At 67.6% G+C, this 14,284-nt stretch carries 20 protein-coding genes, 1 tRNA gene and 1 pseudogene; 13 read left to right on the forward strand and 9 right to left on the reverse strand.

Annotated elements, in window-relative coordinates; translation table 11 throughout:
• The 4 genes and pseudogenes from BLP73_RS12355 (at position 1) to BLP73_RS12365 (ending at position 2,426) form a co-directional block, all read left to right on the forward strand.
• On the forward strand, positions 1 to 1,362 hold the full coding sequence (locus tag BLP73_RS12355; RefSeq protein WP_090744901.1) for an acyclic terpene utilization AtuA family protein: 1,362 nt from the start codon (positions 1 to 3) through the stop codon (positions 1,360 to 1,362).
• On the forward strand, positions 1,359 to 1,655 hold the full coding sequence (locus BLP73_RS12360; protein ID WP_090744904.1) for a DUF4387 family protein: 297 nt from the start codon (positions 1,359 to 1,361) through the stop codon (positions 1,653 to 1,655). The genes BLP73_RS12355 and BLP73_RS12360 overlap by 4 nt, the downstream gene beginning before the upstream one ends.
• A 54-nt stretch (positions 1,656 to 1,709) precedes the next feature.
• Positions 1,710 to 1,823, forward strand: a pseudogene (locus tag BLP73_RS20000) (IS3 family transposase); the annotation flags it as partial.
• Positions 1,824 to 1,850: 27 nt separating this feature from the next.
• Positions 1,851 to 2,426, forward strand: a complete 576-nt coding sequence (locus BLP73_RS12365) for a DedA family protein (protein WP_090744907.1) — start codon at positions 1,851 to 1,853, stop codon at positions 2,424 to 2,426.
• Here BLP73_RS12365 and BLP73_RS12370 read toward each other — a convergent pair.
• Positions 2,423 to 2,641 (reverse strand): DUF3072 domain-containing protein, encoded by a 219-nt coding sequence (locus tag BLP73_RS12370; protein WP_090744910.1) that lies wholly within the window; start codon positions 2,639 to 2,641, stop codon positions 2,423 to 2,425. The two genes, BLP73_RS12365 and BLP73_RS12370, sit on opposite strands and share 4 nt — an antisense overlap.
• 60 nt (positions 2,642 to 2,701) lie before the next feature.
• The gene (gene hmuQ / locus BLP73_RS12375) at positions 2,702 to 3,022 is read right to left on the reverse strand and encodes a heme-degrading protein HmuQ (protein WP_090744913.1); all 321 of its coding nucleotides are present in this window, start codon (positions 3,020 to 3,022) and stop codon (positions 2,702 to 2,704) included.
• Positions 3,023 to 3,123: 101 nt separating this feature from the next.
• Here hmuQ and BLP73_RS12380 point away from each other — a divergent pair, with 101 nt between their 5' ends.
• On the forward strand, positions 3,124 to 3,402 hold the full coding sequence (locus BLP73_RS12380; RefSeq protein WP_090744917.1) for an Rdx family protein: 279 nt from the start codon (positions 3,124 to 3,126) through the stop codon (positions 3,400 to 3,402).
• A 242-nt stretch (positions 3,403 to 3,644) separates the two neighbouring features.
• Here the strand turns inward: BLP73_RS12380 and BLP73_RS12385 are convergent.
• Together BLP73_RS12385 and BLP73_RS12390 are read right to left on the reverse strand one after the other, a co-directional pair.
• Positions 3,645 to 3,734: transfer RNA gene (locus BLP73_RS12385), tRNA-Ser, on the reverse strand.
• A gap of 41 nt (positions 3,735 to 3,775) precedes the next feature.
• Entirely contained in the window at positions 3,776 to 4,270 is a 495-nt protein-coding gene (locus BLP73_RS12390; RefSeq protein WP_090744920.1) for a hypothetical protein, read from the reverse strand.
• 115 nt (positions 4,271 to 4,385) lie between these two features.
• Here BLP73_RS12390 and BLP73_RS12395 point away from each other — a divergent pair, with 115 nt between their 5' ends.
• Entirely contained in the window at positions 4,386 to 4,796 is a 411-nt protein-coding gene (locus tag BLP73_RS12395) for a SufE family protein (protein ID WP_090744923.1), read from the forward strand.
• Here the strand turns inward: BLP73_RS12395 and mnmA are convergent.
• Entirely contained in the window at positions 4,768 to 5,937 is a 1,170-nt protein-coding gene (mnmA, locus tag BLP73_RS12400) for a tRNA 2-thiouridine(34) synthase MnmA (protein WP_090744926.1), read from the reverse strand. The two genes, BLP73_RS12395 and mnmA, sit on opposite strands and share 29 nt — an antisense overlap.
• Positions 5,938 to 6,094: 157 nt before the next feature.
• On the opposite strand from mnmA, the gene sciP reads away from it, so the two are divergent.
• Together sciP and ctrA are read left to right on the forward strand one after the other, a co-directional pair.
• On the forward strand, positions 6,095 to 6,382 hold the full coding sequence (gene sciP / locus BLP73_RS12405; protein WP_090744929.1) for a CtrA inhibitor SciP: 288 nt from the start codon (positions 6,095 to 6,097) through the stop codon (positions 6,380 to 6,382).
• Positions 6,383 to 6,467: 85 nt separating this feature from the next.
• Entirely contained in the window at positions 6,468 to 7,169 is a 702-nt protein-coding gene (ctrA, locus tag BLP73_RS12410) for a response regulator transcription factor CtrA (RefSeq protein ID WP_090744932.1), read from the forward strand.
• A 4-nt stretch (positions 7,170 to 7,173) separates the two neighbouring features.
• Here ctrA and pth read toward each other — a convergent pair whose 3' ends face one another.
• Positions 7,174 to 7,902 (reverse strand): aminoacyl-tRNA hydrolase, encoded by a 729-nt coding sequence (gene pth, locus BLP73_RS12415; RefSeq protein WP_090744936.1) that lies wholly within the window; start codon positions 7,900 to 7,902, stop codon positions 7,174 to 7,176.
• 201 nt (positions 7,903 to 8,103) lie between these two features.
• Between pth and BLP73_RS12420 the strand changes: the two genes are divergently transcribed.
• The 5 genes from BLP73_RS12420 to BLP73_RS12445 all read left to right on the forward strand — a co-directional run bounded on the left by BLP73_RS12420 (position 8,104) and on the right by BLP73_RS12445 (position 11,806).
• A complete protein-coding gene (locus BLP73_RS12420; protein ID WP_090744939.1) occupies positions 8,104 to 8,736 on the forward strand; it encodes an ATP-dependent Clp protease proteolytic subunit in 633 nt (210 codons plus the stop codon).
• A gap of 165 nt (positions 8,737 to 8,901) precedes the next feature.
• Positions 8,902 to 10,167, forward strand: coding sequence for an ATP-dependent Clp protease ATP-binding subunit ClpX (clpX, locus tag BLP73_RS12425; RefSeq protein ID WP_090744943.1), 1,266 nt, complete (start codon positions 8,902 to 8,904; stop codon positions 10,165 to 10,167).
• Between the two features lie 414 nt (positions 10,168 to 10,581).
• Complete coding sequence (locus BLP73_RS12435) at positions 10,582 to 10,956, forward strand: NADH:ubiquinone oxidoreductase subunit NDUFA12 (RefSeq protein WP_090744949.1); 375 nt, start codon at positions 10,582 to 10,584, stop codon at positions 10,954 to 10,956.
• The gene (mlaD, locus tag BLP73_RS12440; RefSeq protein ID WP_245686657.1) at positions 10,956 to 11,435 is read left to right on the forward strand and encodes an outer membrane lipid asymmetry maintenance protein MlaD; all 480 of its coding nucleotides are present in this window, start codon (positions 10,956 to 10,958) and stop codon (positions 11,433 to 11,435) included. Before BLP73_RS12435 ends, mlaD begins: the two co-directional genes overlap by 1 nt.
• Complete coding sequence (locus tag BLP73_RS12445) at positions 11,432 to 11,806, forward strand: DUF2155 domain-containing protein (protein ID WP_245686658.1); 375 nt, start codon at positions 11,432 to 11,434, stop codon at positions 11,804 to 11,806. The genes mlaD and BLP73_RS12445 overlap by 4 nt, the downstream gene beginning before the upstream one ends.
• On the opposite strand, the gene aat is transcribed toward BLP73_RS12445, so the two are convergent.
• From aat to accB, 3 genes are read right to left on the reverse strand one after another with little or no spacing between them, the layout of a single operon-like run.
• Entirely contained in the window at positions 11,773 to 12,402 is a 630-nt protein-coding gene (aat, locus tag BLP73_RS12450) for a leucyl/phenylalanyl-tRNA--protein transferase (RefSeq protein ID WP_090744953.1), read from the reverse strand. The genes BLP73_RS12445 and aat overlap by 34 nt on opposite strands.
• Positions 12,403 to 12,406: 4 nt before the next feature.
• Positions 12,407 to 13,753 carry an acetyl-CoA carboxylase biotin carboxylase subunit gene (gene accC / locus BLP73_RS12455; protein ID WP_090744957.1) on the reverse strand — a complete coding sequence of 449 codons (1,347 nt, stop codon included), beginning with the start codon at positions 13,751 to 13,753 and terminating at the stop codon, positions 12,407 to 12,409.
• Positions 13,754 to 13,758: 5 nt separating this feature from the next.
• Positions 13,759 to 14,274, reverse strand: a complete 516-nt coding sequence (gene accB, locus BLP73_RS12460) for an acetyl-CoA carboxylase biotin carboxyl carrier protein (RefSeq protein WP_090744960.1) — start codon at positions 14,272 to 14,274, stop codon at positions 13,759 to 13,761.
• Positions 14,275 to 14,284: the final 10 nt, after the last annotated feature.

The following is a 14,284-nucleotide window of genomic DNA, read 5'->3' on the forward strand; positions in this document are numbered from 1 at the left end:
ATGCCGACACGCGTTCTGGTGCCTTCGGGCGTTCTGGGGCTGGGCTTCGACCGCGAGGCCTTGGCCCGCGGCGTCGCCGCCCGCCCCGACATCATCTGCATCGACGGGGGGTCCACCGACAGTGGGCCCTTCAGCCTTGGCGCCGGGCAGTCCAAGTATTCCCGCGCCGCCACCAAGTCGGAATGGCGCGCCCTCATGCTGGCGCGGGCCGAGGCGGGCGTGCCGCTGGTCATCGGCACTGCCGGCACCTGCGGCACCGACAGCACCGTGGACTGGATGTACGACATCACCGCCGAGCTGGCGCGCGAGCTGGGGCAGGAGCTGCGCGTCGCGCGCCTCTATTCCAGCCAGCCCGCCGCCCGCGTGGCCGAGGCGGCCGCCGCGGATCGCGTGACGCCCCTTCCGCCATCGCCCGAGCTGCGGCTGGAGGACCTCACCAACATCGTCGCGCTGGCGGGGGCCGAGCAGATCCAGGCCGCACTGGAGACCGGCGCCGACATCGTCATCGCCGGCCGCACCACTGACACCGCGACCATCGCGGCGCTGCCCCTGTCCCGCGGCGACGCGGCGGGCGGCGCCTGGCACGGCGCCAAGATCGGCGAATGCGGAGCCCTGTGTTCCACGAACCCGACCTCGGGCGTGATCTTGGTGGACTTCGACCAGACCGGCTTCACCGTCGAGCCCCTTGCCACCGGCGCCCGCTGCACCCCGCACTCGGTCAGCGCCCACATGCTCTACGAGAACTCGGACCCGTTCCGGCTGTTCGAGCCGGGCGGCTATCTGGACGTCACCGGCGCGACCTACACGGCGCTGGATGACCGGCGCGTGCGGGTCGAGGGCTCGGTCTGGGTGCCCGGCCGCTACACCGTGAAGCTCGAAGGCGCGCGGATCGCCGGCTACCAGACCACGATACTCGCCATCCTCCGCGACGCGCATTATGCGGCGAACGCGCAGGCATGGGTGGACCGGCTGACGGGCTTCCTGCACCGCGAGATCGAGACGCGCATGGGCCTGGCACGCGCCGACTACATGCTGGAGTTCCGCCTGATCGGCGTCGACGCGGCGCTTGGTGCGCTCGAGAACCGCACGGGCAGCCCGGTCGAGGTCGGCGTCCTGGGCATCATCACCGCGCGGACGCAGGCCGAGGCGTCCGAGATCGGCAAGCTGATCAACCCCTTCGTCCTCCACTACCCGCTGACGGATGACGAAGACCTGCCGACCTTCGCCTTTCCCTACTCGCCCGCGACCACCGACCGCGGCGCGCTCTACGAGTTCGCGCTGAACCACGTCATGGTGCTGGACGATCCGATGTCGGCCTTCCGCATCGAGGTCAGCGAGATCCGCACGGAGGTGCCGGCATGACCATCGGCGATCTCGTCCTGAAGGTCCGCTCGAAGAACGCCGGCCCGTTCTGGGTGACCATCGACGTCTTCTGCGGCCGCCCCGAGGTGTTCGAACGGCTGACCCGGACCCTGCGGACCGAGGATGTCGCCCGGCTCTACCAGGTGGCGCCGGACCAGTTGAAGCGCTTCGACATCCCGGATCTCAGGGTCATCAAGTTCAGCCTGCCGCGCCCGGTCGTGCAGGGCTCGGCGGCCGACCGCGACATGCACGGCGCCCAGTACGCCGCCCTGCTGGAAGAGATGTCCTTGTGACAGGGACGCGCGTCCACGCGGCGCGCATTCTGGTCATCATGACCATCGCGCCGCCGATCATGGCGACGGGAGGGGCTTAAGGTGCCCTTAAGAAAATCCCAGAAGTACCGGCTCCTGTCGAATGACGGATCATGTATCTGTCTCCGGCCGGAGAGGGCGAACCGCGTCTAGTGCGAGACAGGCAGGAGAAGCGCCATGTCGCTAGAGAACCTTATCGCAGATTACGGCGGTGCCGGGCTGTTTGTCGGCTCTGCGGCCGAGGGCGAGGCGGTCGCAATGCTGGGAGGTGTCATGGCGCATCGCGGGCTGCTGGCGTTCCGCGATGCGGTGCTGGCCGTGGCGGCAGGCTCGTTCCTCGTGGACCTGGCCTGCTGCCTGATCGGTCGTGCCTTCCGGCAGAGCCCCCGCGTCCGCCGCCTGCAGGGCAGCGCCGCCGGACGGCGCGTGCTGGCCCGTTTCGACCGGCACCCGAACCTCTTCGTCTTCAGCTTCCGCTTCCTCTACGGAATGCGCGCCGCCAGTGCCCTGACCATCGGCACGACCGGCTTCCCGCTCGGAAGCTTCGTCCTGCTGAACGCGTCCGCGGCGCTGGTCTGGGCGCTCATGTTCGTGTCGATCGGGTTTGCCTCGGGGCAGGCCGTCGCGGCCGTGTTCGGCCCCCTGAGCATCCACCGGCATCTAGCGCTGGCGGGCGGTCTGATCATCGCGGCAACGCTCGCCGCCGCGGTCTTCTTGCACAAGGCCCGGCGGGACCGGGCGGCGCGGGCCTAGGACTGGCCCAGCTTCTCCTTCAGCGCGTCGATGCGGCGCGAGGCTTCGGCCTTGTCGATCTTTTCGTCGAAGGCCTCCGGATCGTCCGCCTGCTCGCTGAGGGTCTTGAGATAGGACGCCTGCGCGCCGGTCATCGGGTCGTCGCCGCTGACCCAGGCATCGGGGTCCTTCTGGGCATTGTCGGTCGGGTGGGTCTTGGGGTTCGTGTCGTCCATCTGGACCTCCTTCGGCTGCGGAGGAAAACCCGCAGCCAGCCCAGAAGTTCCTCTTCCGTTCTAGCCCTCGCGCCCCTTGCGCTGGATCGAGCTGAAGCCCTCGAAGCGCGGCGAGCCGGAATAGAGCTTCCGCGTCTCGCCTGCCCGCGCATGCGAGGCGCGGAACTGCTCGGAGGTGGTCCAGGCGCGGAAGGCGTCCTCGCTTTCCCAGACCGTGTGCGAGGCGTAGAGGCGGCTGCCGTCCTCCTCGGGACCTTTCAGCATGTGGAACTCAACGAAGCCTGGCATCTGGTGCAGGTGGCTTTCGCGGGCCAGCCACATCTCCTCGAACTCGGCGGCGTTCTCGACCGGCACGGTGAAGCGGTTCATCGCAAGAAACATGGGCGTCCTTTCGGGTCTGTTCGGCGCGAGCGTCCCCGATGCCCCTGCCGGGGTCAACCCGCCCGCTTGCGGCTGCGGCGGCGCGCCGCTAGCCTGCCCCGATGACCGACCGGCCCCGCATCACGATCCGCTACTGCACGGGATGCAACTGGCTGCTGCGCGCCGCCTGGATCGCGCAGGAGCTGCTGCAGACCTTCGGCGAGGACCTGGGCGAGGTGGCGCTCGTCCCCGGCAACGGCGGCATCTACGAGATCGCGGTGGACGGCCATGTGATCTGGGACCGCAAGACTGACGGCGGCTTCCCCGGCCCGCGCGACGTCAAGCAGCGCCTGCGCGACATCATCGCGCCCGAGCGCGATCTGGGCCATCTGGACCGCTAGGCCTCGTCCGGCGCGGCACCGGCATCCCCGCCCGAGGCGCTCGGCCAAGTCATGGGCACAATGTGGTAGGTCCGCGCGCAAGCTCAGCAGCGCGAGGTGCTGCACTCAAAGCCTCAGAAGAGTGATGGAGCCGAAGCCAATCCGTCCGAACCGATCTTTCACGACGCAGTTCTGAGACGCAAGGGGACATGATCGCGCGGGATCCGCACAAAACTGGGCTGATCACCAGCTTCTCTGATACGTGGCGGAGGCGGTGGGATTCGAACCCACGGTGGGCTTTCACCCACGTCGGTTTTCAAGACCGGTGCAATCAACCACTCTGCCACGCCTCCGACCCCTGCCGCTTAGCCTGCGGCAAAGGGCAGTGCAACCGTCAGCGGCTCAGCGTCAGCACGCGGTCGGCGCCGGTGATCTCGACGGCGCGCAGGCGGTTCAGCTGGATGGTGCTGAAGGGCAAGGCGACCGTGATCGTGTCGGTCGCGGGTGCGGCGGGCAGCGCGGCGGGATCGCCCTCGGCCGGGGGTACGGCGATGAAGCGCAGGCGCAGGATGCCGTCCGCGTCCGGGGCGAGGCGGCTGCCGGGCTGGAGCCGCGTGGTGACCAGCGCCGCGGAATGGTAGCCCTTGCGCGGGGCGAAGCCGCGCACCACCAGAAGCCGTCCCTCGTTCAGGGGCTGCCACTCGGCGCCCAGAAGCTGCGGGACCAGCGGCAGCTGCTCGCGCGCGACATAGCCGCCCTCGGGCTCGAGGCTCGCGGGCGCGGCCCGGCCGCCGCCCCAGTTGGCCGGGTTCAGCCGGCTGTCGGCCAGCCGCCCGCAGCCGCCCAAGGCGAGGGCCGCGATCAGCAGAGGCAGGGTCAGTGATTTCATGGCGGCATCCCTCGGCTTTTGCGGCCAAGTGTTAGGGCAAAGCGCTTGCGGCGAAAACCCTCTTTGACCTTCCCCGGCGCGCGGGCTACCCCTGCCGGACCGACAGGAGAACGCCATGGCCAGCCCCGCCTTCGAAGAGATCGCCGACACCTTCGAGTTCCTCGAGGACTGGGAGGACCGCTACCGCCACGTGATCGAACTGGGCCGCGCCATGCCGCCGCTGGACCCCGCGCTGCAGGTCCCCGCGACGAAGGTCGAGGGCTGCGCGAGCCAGGTCTGGATCATGCCGAGGATCGAGGCGCGCCGCTTCGACTTCCAAGGCGAAAGCGACGCGATGATCGTGCGCGGGCTCATCGCCATCCTGCACGCGCTCTACGCGGGCCTGCCGGTAGACGAGGTCGAGCGGGTGAACGCCCAGGCCGAGCTGGCGCGGCTTGGGCTGGACGAGCATCTGTCGGCGCAGCGCTCGAACGGGCTACGGGCGATGATCGGCCGGATCAGGCAGCTGGCCGCCGACGCAGGCTGATCCAACCGCCGCCCAGAACGCGGGTGCCGCCGGCCTCGTAGAAGACGCAGGCCTGGCCGGGGCTGACGCCCTCCTCGGGGTCCAGCAGCTCGACCTCCGCGCGGCGCCCGGACAGGGCGCGCAGGATCGCCGGCCGGGGCGGGCGGGTCGAGCGGATGCGGACCTCGCATTGGATCTCGCCTTCGAAGGAGCCGTCGCCGAGCCAGTTCACCTCCGTCAGGTTGACAGTCGTGGTCGCCAGTGCCGATTTCGGGCCGACAACGACGCGCCGCGTCTCGGGCTCGAGCCGCAGGACATAAAGCGGATCGCCGAGGCCGCCGATGCCGAGGCCGCGCCGCTGGCCAATCGTGTAATGGATCACCCCCCGGTGCGTGCCGAGGACACGTCCGCCCTCATCCACGATCTCGCCCGGATCGGCGGCGCCCGGCCGCAGCTTCTCGATGACCGAGGCATAGTCGCCGTTCGGCACGAAGCAGATGTCTTGGCTGTCCGGCTTGTCCGCCACGATCAACCCAAACGCTTCCGCCATCGCCCGCGTCTCGGCCTTGCTGGCAAGGTGGCCAAGCGGGAAGCGCAGGAAATCCAGCTGCTCCTGCGTCGTGGAGAACAGGAAATAGCTCTGATCGCGCGCCGGATCGGCCGCCATGTGCAGCTCGGCTTTCGCGCCCCTCCGGCGCTGGATGTAGTGGCCGGTCGCCATGCAATCGGCATCGAGATCGCGCGCGGTCTCCAGCAGGTCGCGGAACTTCACCCGCTCGTTGCAGCGAATGCAGGGGACGGGCGTCGCGCCCGCGAGATACGCGTCGGCGAACTCGTCGATGACCGACTCGCGGAACTTGTTCTCGTAATCGAGGACGTAATGGGGAAAGCCCATCCGCTCGGCGACACGGCGCGCGTCGTGGATGTCCTGCCCCGCGCAGCAGGCGCCCTTCTTGGCCAGCGCCGCGCCGTGATCGTAAAGCTGAAGCGTCACGCCGATGACGTCATAGCCCTCGGCCTTCAGCTGCGCGGCCACGACCGAACTGTCGACGCCGCCCGACATCGCCACGACCACGCGCGTCTCGGCCGGCGGCTTGGCAAAGCCGAGGCTGTTGACGGAGGCGTCGCCGAAAGGCGGGCGCGGCAGGCTCAGGGCGGTCATGAGGGTCTCCTGGCCCCGTGACGGGGGGCGGGCAAGCGGCGGAATGCGTCAAAATATAGACAACAAGGCCTCGATCACAACCCGCAAGCCGGTTTCGATTAACCGCAAGGCAATCGCGATCTGCGAATTTCTGCGTGAAGTCTGAGGGACAGGTGGAATGTTCGTGAAGAAAAGTCAGGGCCCCCGCGTTGTCGCATTGCCGGACGGCCGCATCCTGACGGTGGCGGATCTTCCCGCGCCGACGGCGCGATGGGTCGCCAGCCGGAAAGAGGTCGTGGTGCTTGCCGTCCAGCACGGGCTGATCGGGCGCGACGAAGCGATGCGCCGCTACGGCCTCTCCGAGGAGGAACTGGACAGCTGGATTGCCACCGCAAGCCGGCACGGCCGGCGGGGCCTCAAGGCGACCGCGGTCCAGAAATATCGCCAGCCGACCTCCAAGACATGATATTTGGAGGCGGGTAACGTCATATTAACTACTTCAGGCGAATGTGAGCCGGACGGACATTACGAATCGGGAGACAGTTCAGGTTATGCGCATTCTTTTGGTCGAGGATGACCCCAGCACCGCCCGCGCCATCGAGCTGATGCTGACAGCCGCCAGCTACAACGTCTTCCGGACGGACATGGGCGAGGAGGGGATCGACCTCGCCAAACTCTATGACTACGACCTGATCCTTCTGGATCTGGACCTTCCCGACATGCACGGGATGGAGGTGCTCGGTCATCTGCGGCTTGCCCGCATCGACACCCCGATCCTGATCCTGACCGGCTCGGACGACACCGAGAGCAAGCTGCGCGGCTTCGGCTTCGGTGCGGACGACTACATGACCAAGCCGTTCAACCGCGAGGAGCTGCAGGCCCGTATCCAGGCCATCATCCGCCGCTCCAAGGGCCACAGCCAGGCCCTGATCCAGACCGGAGAGATCGTCGTGAACCTCGACGCCCGCTCGGTCGAGGTCAGGGGCAAGCCGGTGAACCTGACCGGCAAGGAGTACCAGATCCTCGAGCTGCTCAGCCTGCGCAAGGGCACCACGCTGACGAAGGAGATGTTCCTCAACCATCTCTATGGCGGCATGGACGAGCCCGAGCTGAAGATCATCGACGTCTTCATCTGCAAGTTGCGCAAGAAGCTCTCCGAGGCGCTCGGCGGCGACAGCCATATCGAGACGGTCTGGGGCAGGGGCTACGTGCTGCGCGACCCGCAGCCGGGCCAGATGGCTGTCGGCGCCTGAGCCTTCAGCTGAAGCGCTTGCCGAGCGCCTTCAGGCGGTCGGCCCAGCTTGGCGCTTCCTCCTGGTCGCTCGAGTTCTCGACGGGCGGCGTGGCCGTTCCCTCTTCCATCCCGGCATCCCGCGCAGGCCTCGGCCGTGCAGCATCCTTGTCCCGCGTCCGCGGCGAGGGCGCAGCCTGACCTGACACGGCGTTCATGAAGCGCGGCCCGTCGCCGGCCAGCAGCGCCTCGGTGCCGCGGCTGATCCCGCGCAGAACATCCTCCAGCATCTCCGTCTCGGCTTTGGCGAAGTCTGAAAGCACATAGGCGGCGACCCGGTCCTTGTGCCCCGGATGGCCGATCCCGAGGCGCAGCCGGTGGTAGTCCGCCCCGACATGCTGATGAATGGAGCGCAGGCCGTTATGCCCCGCATGCCCGCCGCCCTGCTTCAACCGCAGCTTCCCGGGCGGAAGATCCAGTTCGTCATGCAGCACGACGACGTCCGCCGGCTCCAGCTTGAGATAGCGCATCGCCTCTCCGACGCTCTGGCCGGACAGGTTCATGAAGGTCTGCGGCTTCAGCAGCACGACCTTCTGCGCCCCGACCCGCCCCTCGGCCGTCAGTCCCTGGAAGCGCGACCGCCACGGCGCGATGCCGTGGTCCTCGGCGATGCGGTCCAGCGCCAGAAAGCCGATGTTGTGCCGGTTCATAGCGTAGCGCGCGCCCGGGTTTCCCAAGCCGACTAGTAGTTTCATCGCCTTCTCCTGCCTCGGCGAGACCAAGCGACGCCGGCGTTTCGACGCGACGCCGCAGGCCTTCCGCCGGGGCTTTCATGCCGCGGTCCCTTGCGGTGGACCTTGCCTGTTACTAAGACTCTGTCAACCTTTCGCGGCTAAGACAGGGGTTCGCGCCCGGACGAATCGCGGTGGCAGGGACAGAAACGGCAAGGACAGACGATGAGCGATCCGGCAGACTTCTACATGAACACCCTGGTCCCGATGGTGGTCGAGCAGACCTCGCGGGGCGAGCGCGCCTATGACATCTTCTCGCGGTTGCTGAAGGAGCGGATCATCTTTGTCTCCGGGCCTGTTCATGACGGCATGTCCACGCTGATCTGCGCCCAGCTCCTGTTCCTCGAGGCCGAGAATCCCTCGAAGGACATCAGCATGTATATCAACAGCCCGGGCGGCGTGGTGACCTCGGGCCTGTCGATCTACGACACGATGAAATACATCCGGCCCCGCATCTCGACGCTGGTCGTCGGGCAGGCCGCGTCGATGGGCTCGCTGCTGCTGGCGGCGGGCGAAAAGGGGCTGCGTCACTCGCTGCCGAACAGCCGCGTGATGGTGCACCAGCCCTCGGGCGGGTTCCAGGGCCAGGCGACCGACATCCTGATCCATGCCCGCGAGACCGAAAAGCTGAAGCGACGCCTCAACGAGATCTATGTCGAGCACACCGGCCGCACGCTCGCCGAGGTCGAGGAGGCGCTGGAGCGCGACCGCTTCATGTCGCCGGAGGAAGCCAAGGACTGGGGCCTGATCGACGAGGTGCTGATCCCGCGCGGCAAGGCCGACCCCGAGAAGAAATAGGGGTGAGTGGAATAGTGGGGATTGTGACGGGCGACGGGCGTCCTTAACATGACTCAACGAGGCCCGGCGCCGTCAGGCGGCGGGCCAGATCGAAGACGCGCCCGGCCGCTTCGGCTCCGGACGCCCGCAGGCAAGGGGTGCCTGCGGTTATGAGGAAAGTGGACGATGGCGAACCAGTCCGGCACTGACAGCAAGAACACGCTCTATTGCAGCTTCTGCGGCAAGAGCCAGCACGAGGTCCGCAAGCTCATCGCAGGGCCGACCGTGTTCATCTGCGACGAATGCGTCGAGTTGTGCATGGACATCATCCGCGAGGAGACGAAGTCGACGGGCCTGAAGTCGGGCAACGGCGTGCCGACCCCGCGCGAGATCTGCGGCGTTCTTGACGACTATGTGATCGGGCAGGAGCATGCCAAGCGCGTGCTGTCCGTGGCCGTGCACAACCACTACAAGCGGCTGAACCACGGCTCGAAGACCGACATCGAGCTGGCCAAGTCGAACATCCTGCTGATCGGCCCGACCGGCTGCGGCAAGACCCTGCTGGCGCAGACCTTGGCGCGCATCCTCGACGTGCCCTTTACCATGGCCGACGCGACGACGCTGACCGAGGCCGGCTATGTGGGCGAGGATGTCGAGAACATCATCCTGAAGCTGCTCCAAGCCAGCGAATATAACGTGGAGCGGGCGCAGCGCGGCATCGTCTATATCGACGAGGTCGACAAGATCACGCGCAAGTCCGACAACCCCTCGATCACGCGCGATGTCTCGGGCGAGGGCGTGCAGCAGGCGCTGCTGAAGATCATGGAGGGCACTGTTGCCAGCGTGCCGCCGCAGGGCGGGCGCAAGCACCCTCAGCAGGAGTTCCTGCAGGTCGACACGACGAACATCCTCTTCATCTGCGGCGGCGCCTTTGCCGGGCTGGACCGGATCATCGCGCAGCGCAACAAGGGCACGGCGATCGGCTTCGGCGCCTCGGTGAAGGAGAAGGACGATCGCGGCGTGGGCGAGCTCTTCAAGGAACTCGAGCCCGAGGATCTTCTGAAGTTCGGTCTGATCCCGGAATTCGTCGGTCGTCTGCCAGTCATTGCGACGCTGACCGATCTGGACGAGGACGCGCTGATCATCATCCTGACCAAGCCGAAGAACGCGCTGGTCAAGCAGTATCAGCGTCTCTTCGATCTGGAAGGCGTGCAGCTGACCTTCACCGAGGATGCGCTGACGGCCATCGCCAAGCGGGCCATCAAGCGCAAGACCGGCGCGCGTGGCCTCCGCTCGATCATGGAGGAGATCCTCCTCGACACGATGTTCGAGCTGCCGGGCCTCGACAGCGTGCAGGAGGTCGTCGTGAACGAGGATGCGGTGGACAATCCGGCCGTGAAGCCGCTGCTCATCCATGCAGAGGTGAAGAAGGGCAGCGCCTCGGCAAGCTGATGCAAGGAAGCGGGTGCGGATCTTCAAGGTCCGCGCCTTTTTCCGAGGTCGAAGGCGCGGCGGCTTGTCTGGCGCGGATGTCAACGGAACCAGTGCATCCGCCACATCCACTAGACATCGGCATTCGCGGTGTGCTCGATCTTCTTAAAGTTCCGCGGCGTCGCCACTTGCTCCAGTATGTTGCGTGGGCCTATCGAAGTCGGCTGCTGCTGCGTAGGCTCGTCTGTGCCACATTGCACGGCCATAACACGCCGGAGATCGCCGCGCGACACCAAGACCTCCGTGCGATGATCAGGCCGCTCAACCGCGCAGTCGCAGCGCATGTGCGGCACGCAAACTCGCCTGCTCTGGCTGGACGGCACATCCATTCTGCGGCATATCCTCAAGCCGGGACGATCTGAAAGGTGGCTGTCGATGTCTTTCCTGCTGCGCTTCCTGACCTGGTGGAACGGTCAGACGCTGAACACCCAGTTCTGGACCTGGCGCAACGGCATCAAGGTCGGCGAGGACGCGGACGGAAACACCTTCTATCGCAACGCCGACGGATCGCGTCGGTGGGTGATCTATCGCGGTGTCTCGGATGCCAGCCGCATCAGCCCCGAATGGCATGGCTGGCTGCACCACACTTGGGCCGAGCCGCCGACCGAGACGCCGATGCAGCGCAAGCCTTGGGAGCAGCCGCACAGGCCCAATCTCACCGGCACGCCTGAAGCCTATGTGCCGGAAGGCTCGCTCTACCGGACGCAGCCGCCGGTGCGGCAGGATTACGACGCCTGGCGGCCTGAATAGTGGCGGGCGCGGCAAGTCAGTCCGCCGAGTCGCGCGCCGAGCTGCTGGCGGGCGCGGTGGTCCTGGCCGTCGCCCTAGGGTTCCTGACTTGGGCCGCCTCGGGACGGGTGATGCCGGGCGGAGGCTACGAGGTCACGGCCTCCTTCCCCGATGTCGACGGGGTGAGCGTCGGCACCGAGATTCGCCTGGCGGGCGTTCCTGTCGGCCGCGTCGCGGCGGTCTCGCTGAACCCTGACACCTACATGGCCGATGCCGTGCTGCGGCTGCCGCAGGGCGTCCTTCTGCCCGCCGACAGCGCGGCGATCATCCAGTCCGACGGCTTGCTGGGCGGCGCCTATATCCAGATCCAGCCGGGCGGCAGTCCCGACAACCTCGCTCCCGGCGACGAGATCGAGGAGGTCCAGGGCGCGGTCAGCCTGCTTCAGCTGATGATGCGCTTCGTCGACTCGCAGGGCGACGCCGGCGGACGCACGCCGTGAAGCCGGTCGCGGCCGCGCTGTGCGCCGTTCTGGCCGCGACGCCGCTGATGGCGCAGGACGCAGCCGAGGGCATTGTCACGTCGCGGGCACAGGGCGTCCTGCTGCGCGGGCTCGACAAGGTGTCCGGCCGCACCACGGACATCCCCTTGGCCGTGGGCGAGGCCGCGCGCTATGGCCGGCTCGAGATCCGGCTCGGGGAATGCCGCTATCCCGCCGCCGATCCCAGCTCTGACGCCTTCGCGCAGCTGACGATCAGTGACCTGCGCCAGAACGCACGGCTCTTCAGCGGCTGGATGATCGCCAGCTCGCCCGCGCTCTCGGCGCTGGACGATGCGCGCTACGATGTCTGGGTCATCTCCTGCCAGAGCTGACGCGCGTCCGGCAGGGGCGCCGCCAGGATGTCGGCCGGGGCGCCGAGGGCGGCGCGCAGGCGGCGCTGATACTGGGCGCGGGGGATCTGGGTCCCGCCCATCCGAGCCAGATGCGGCGTCAGGAACTGCGTGTCGAACAGCGTGAAGCCGCAGCGGCGCAGGTGCGACGAGCACCAGAGCAGCGCCAGCTTCGAGGCGTCGCGCCGGAGCGAGACCATCGACTCGCCGAAGAATGCCCCGCCGATAACGACCGCGAATATGCCGCCTGCCATCCGTCCGTCGTGGCGGATCTCGATGGCATGGGCGAAGCCACTGCGGTGCAGCTGGCTGTAGAGCTGCGCGAGCGGGCGGTTGATCCAGGTCGTCTCGCGCGCCGCGCAAGCCGACACCACGCCGTCGAAATCCCCGTCGAGATGCGCGCTCCATCCGCCCCGGCGCAGCTCGCGCAGGAGCGAGCGCGAGGCATGGATGCCGCCGATGGGCAGCACGCCCCGCATCGGCGGGTCGTACCAGTACAGGCGATGGTCGTCCGCACTGTCCGCCATCGGGAAGATGCCCCGCGCATAGCCGTTCAGCAGTTGCGCGGCGCTCAGCATGCGCTCAGCCGTAATGCCGTTCCAGCCAGCGCTCCAGCCAGTGGATCGAGTAGTTGCCCGTCTGGATGTCCGGCTCCTCCAGCAGCGCGCGGAACAGCGGCACGGTGGTGTCGACGCCGTCCACGATCAACTCGCCCAAGGCGCGCGACAGGCGTGCCAGCGCCTCGTTGCGGTCGCGGCCATGCACGATCAGCTTGCCGATCAGGCTGTCGTAATAGGGCGGGATCGAATAGCCCTGATAGAGCGCGCTGTCCATCCGGACACCCAGCCCACCGGGCGCGTGGTACTGCGTGATCTTGCCGGGGCAGGGCGAGAAGCCCGGCACCTTCTCGGCGTTGATCCGCACCTCGATCGCGTGGCCGTTGATCGTCAGGTCGTCCTGCTGGAACTCCATCGGCCGGCCGGCGGCGACAAGGATCTGCTGGCGGACGAGGTCCACGCCGAAGATCGCCTCGGTCACCGGGTGTTCCACCTGCAGGCGGGTGTTCATCTCGATGAAGTAGAACTCGCCGTCCTCGTAAAGGAACTCAATCGTGCCGGCGCCGGCATAGCCGATGCGGGCGACAGCGTCGGCGCAGATCCGGCCGATCCGCTCACGCTCTTCAGGGCTGATCGCGGGCCCGGGGGCCTCCTCGAGCACCTTCTGGTGGCGGCGTTGCAGCGAGCAGTCGCGCTCGCCCAGATGGACCGCACGGCCCTGGCCGTCGCCGAAGACCTGAATTTCGATATGCCGGGGGCGCTGGAGGTATTTCTCGATATAGACGTCCGGGTTGCCGAAGGCGGCCTTGGCCTCGGCGCGGGCGGTCCTGAAGGCGACCTCGAGGCCGGTCTCGTCCTGCGCCACCTTCATGCCGCGCCCGCCGCCGCCGGCGGTGGCCTTGATGATGACCGGGTAGCCGATCTCGGCCGCGACGCGCTTGGCCTCGTCCACGTCGCTGACGCCGCCCTCGCTGCCGGGCACGCAAGGCACGCCGAGCGCCTTCATCGTGTCCTTGGCGGTGATCTTGTCGCCCATGATGCGGATGTGCTCGGCGCGCGGGCCGATGAAGGTGATGTCGTGATCCTCGAGCATCTGCACGAACTGGGCGTTCTCTGACAGAAAGCCGTAGCCCGGATGGATCGCCTGCGCGCCGGTGATCTCGCAGGCCGAGATGAGGGCGGGCATCGACAGGTAGCTCTGCGCCGAGGAGGGCGGACCGATGCAGACCGATTCGTCGGCCATGCGGACATGCATGGCGTCGGCATCGGCGGTGGAATGGACCGCGACCGAGGCGATGCCCATCTCGCGGCAGGCACGGATCACGCGCAGCGCGATCTCGCCCCGGTTGGCGATGAGGATCTTGTCGAACATGGGGCTCACTCGACCACCATCAGGGGCGTGCCGAACTCGACCGGGGTGCCGTCGTCGATCATGATGCGCTTGACGGTACCGGCGCGGGGCGAGGGGATGTGGTTCATCGTCTTCATCGCCTCGACGATCATCAGCGTGTCGCCCTCGGCGACGGTCTGGCCGATCTGCACGAAGGGCGTCGCCCCCGGCTCGGCCGAAAGATAGGCGGTGCCGACCATGGGCGAGGTCACGGCGCCGGGCAGGCGGGCCGGGTCCTCGCTGGCGGCGGGCGCGGCGAGGGCAGGGGCCGAGGGTGCGGCGGGCTGCGCAGAGGCGGCGGGGGCGTGCGGCGCCGCGGCGGGGGCGGCATAGACGACCTGCTTGCCCTGCTTGGTCAGGCTGACGGTCAGGCGGTCATGTTCGCCGTATTCGCGCTTGACCGAGATCTCGTTCAGATCGCTCGCCTTCAGCAGGTCCGCCAGGGACTGGATGAAGGCGACGTCGCCCTCGTGATGCTGGCCTTTCGTAGTCTCGTTGCTCATCGGGTCCTCT

The organism is Paracoccus tibetensis (assembly GCF_900102505.1).
In the GTDB taxonomy this organism is placed as follows: domain Bacteria; phylum Pseudomonadota; class Alphaproteobacteria; order Rhodobacterales; family Rhodobacteraceae; genus Paracoccus; species Paracoccus tibetensis.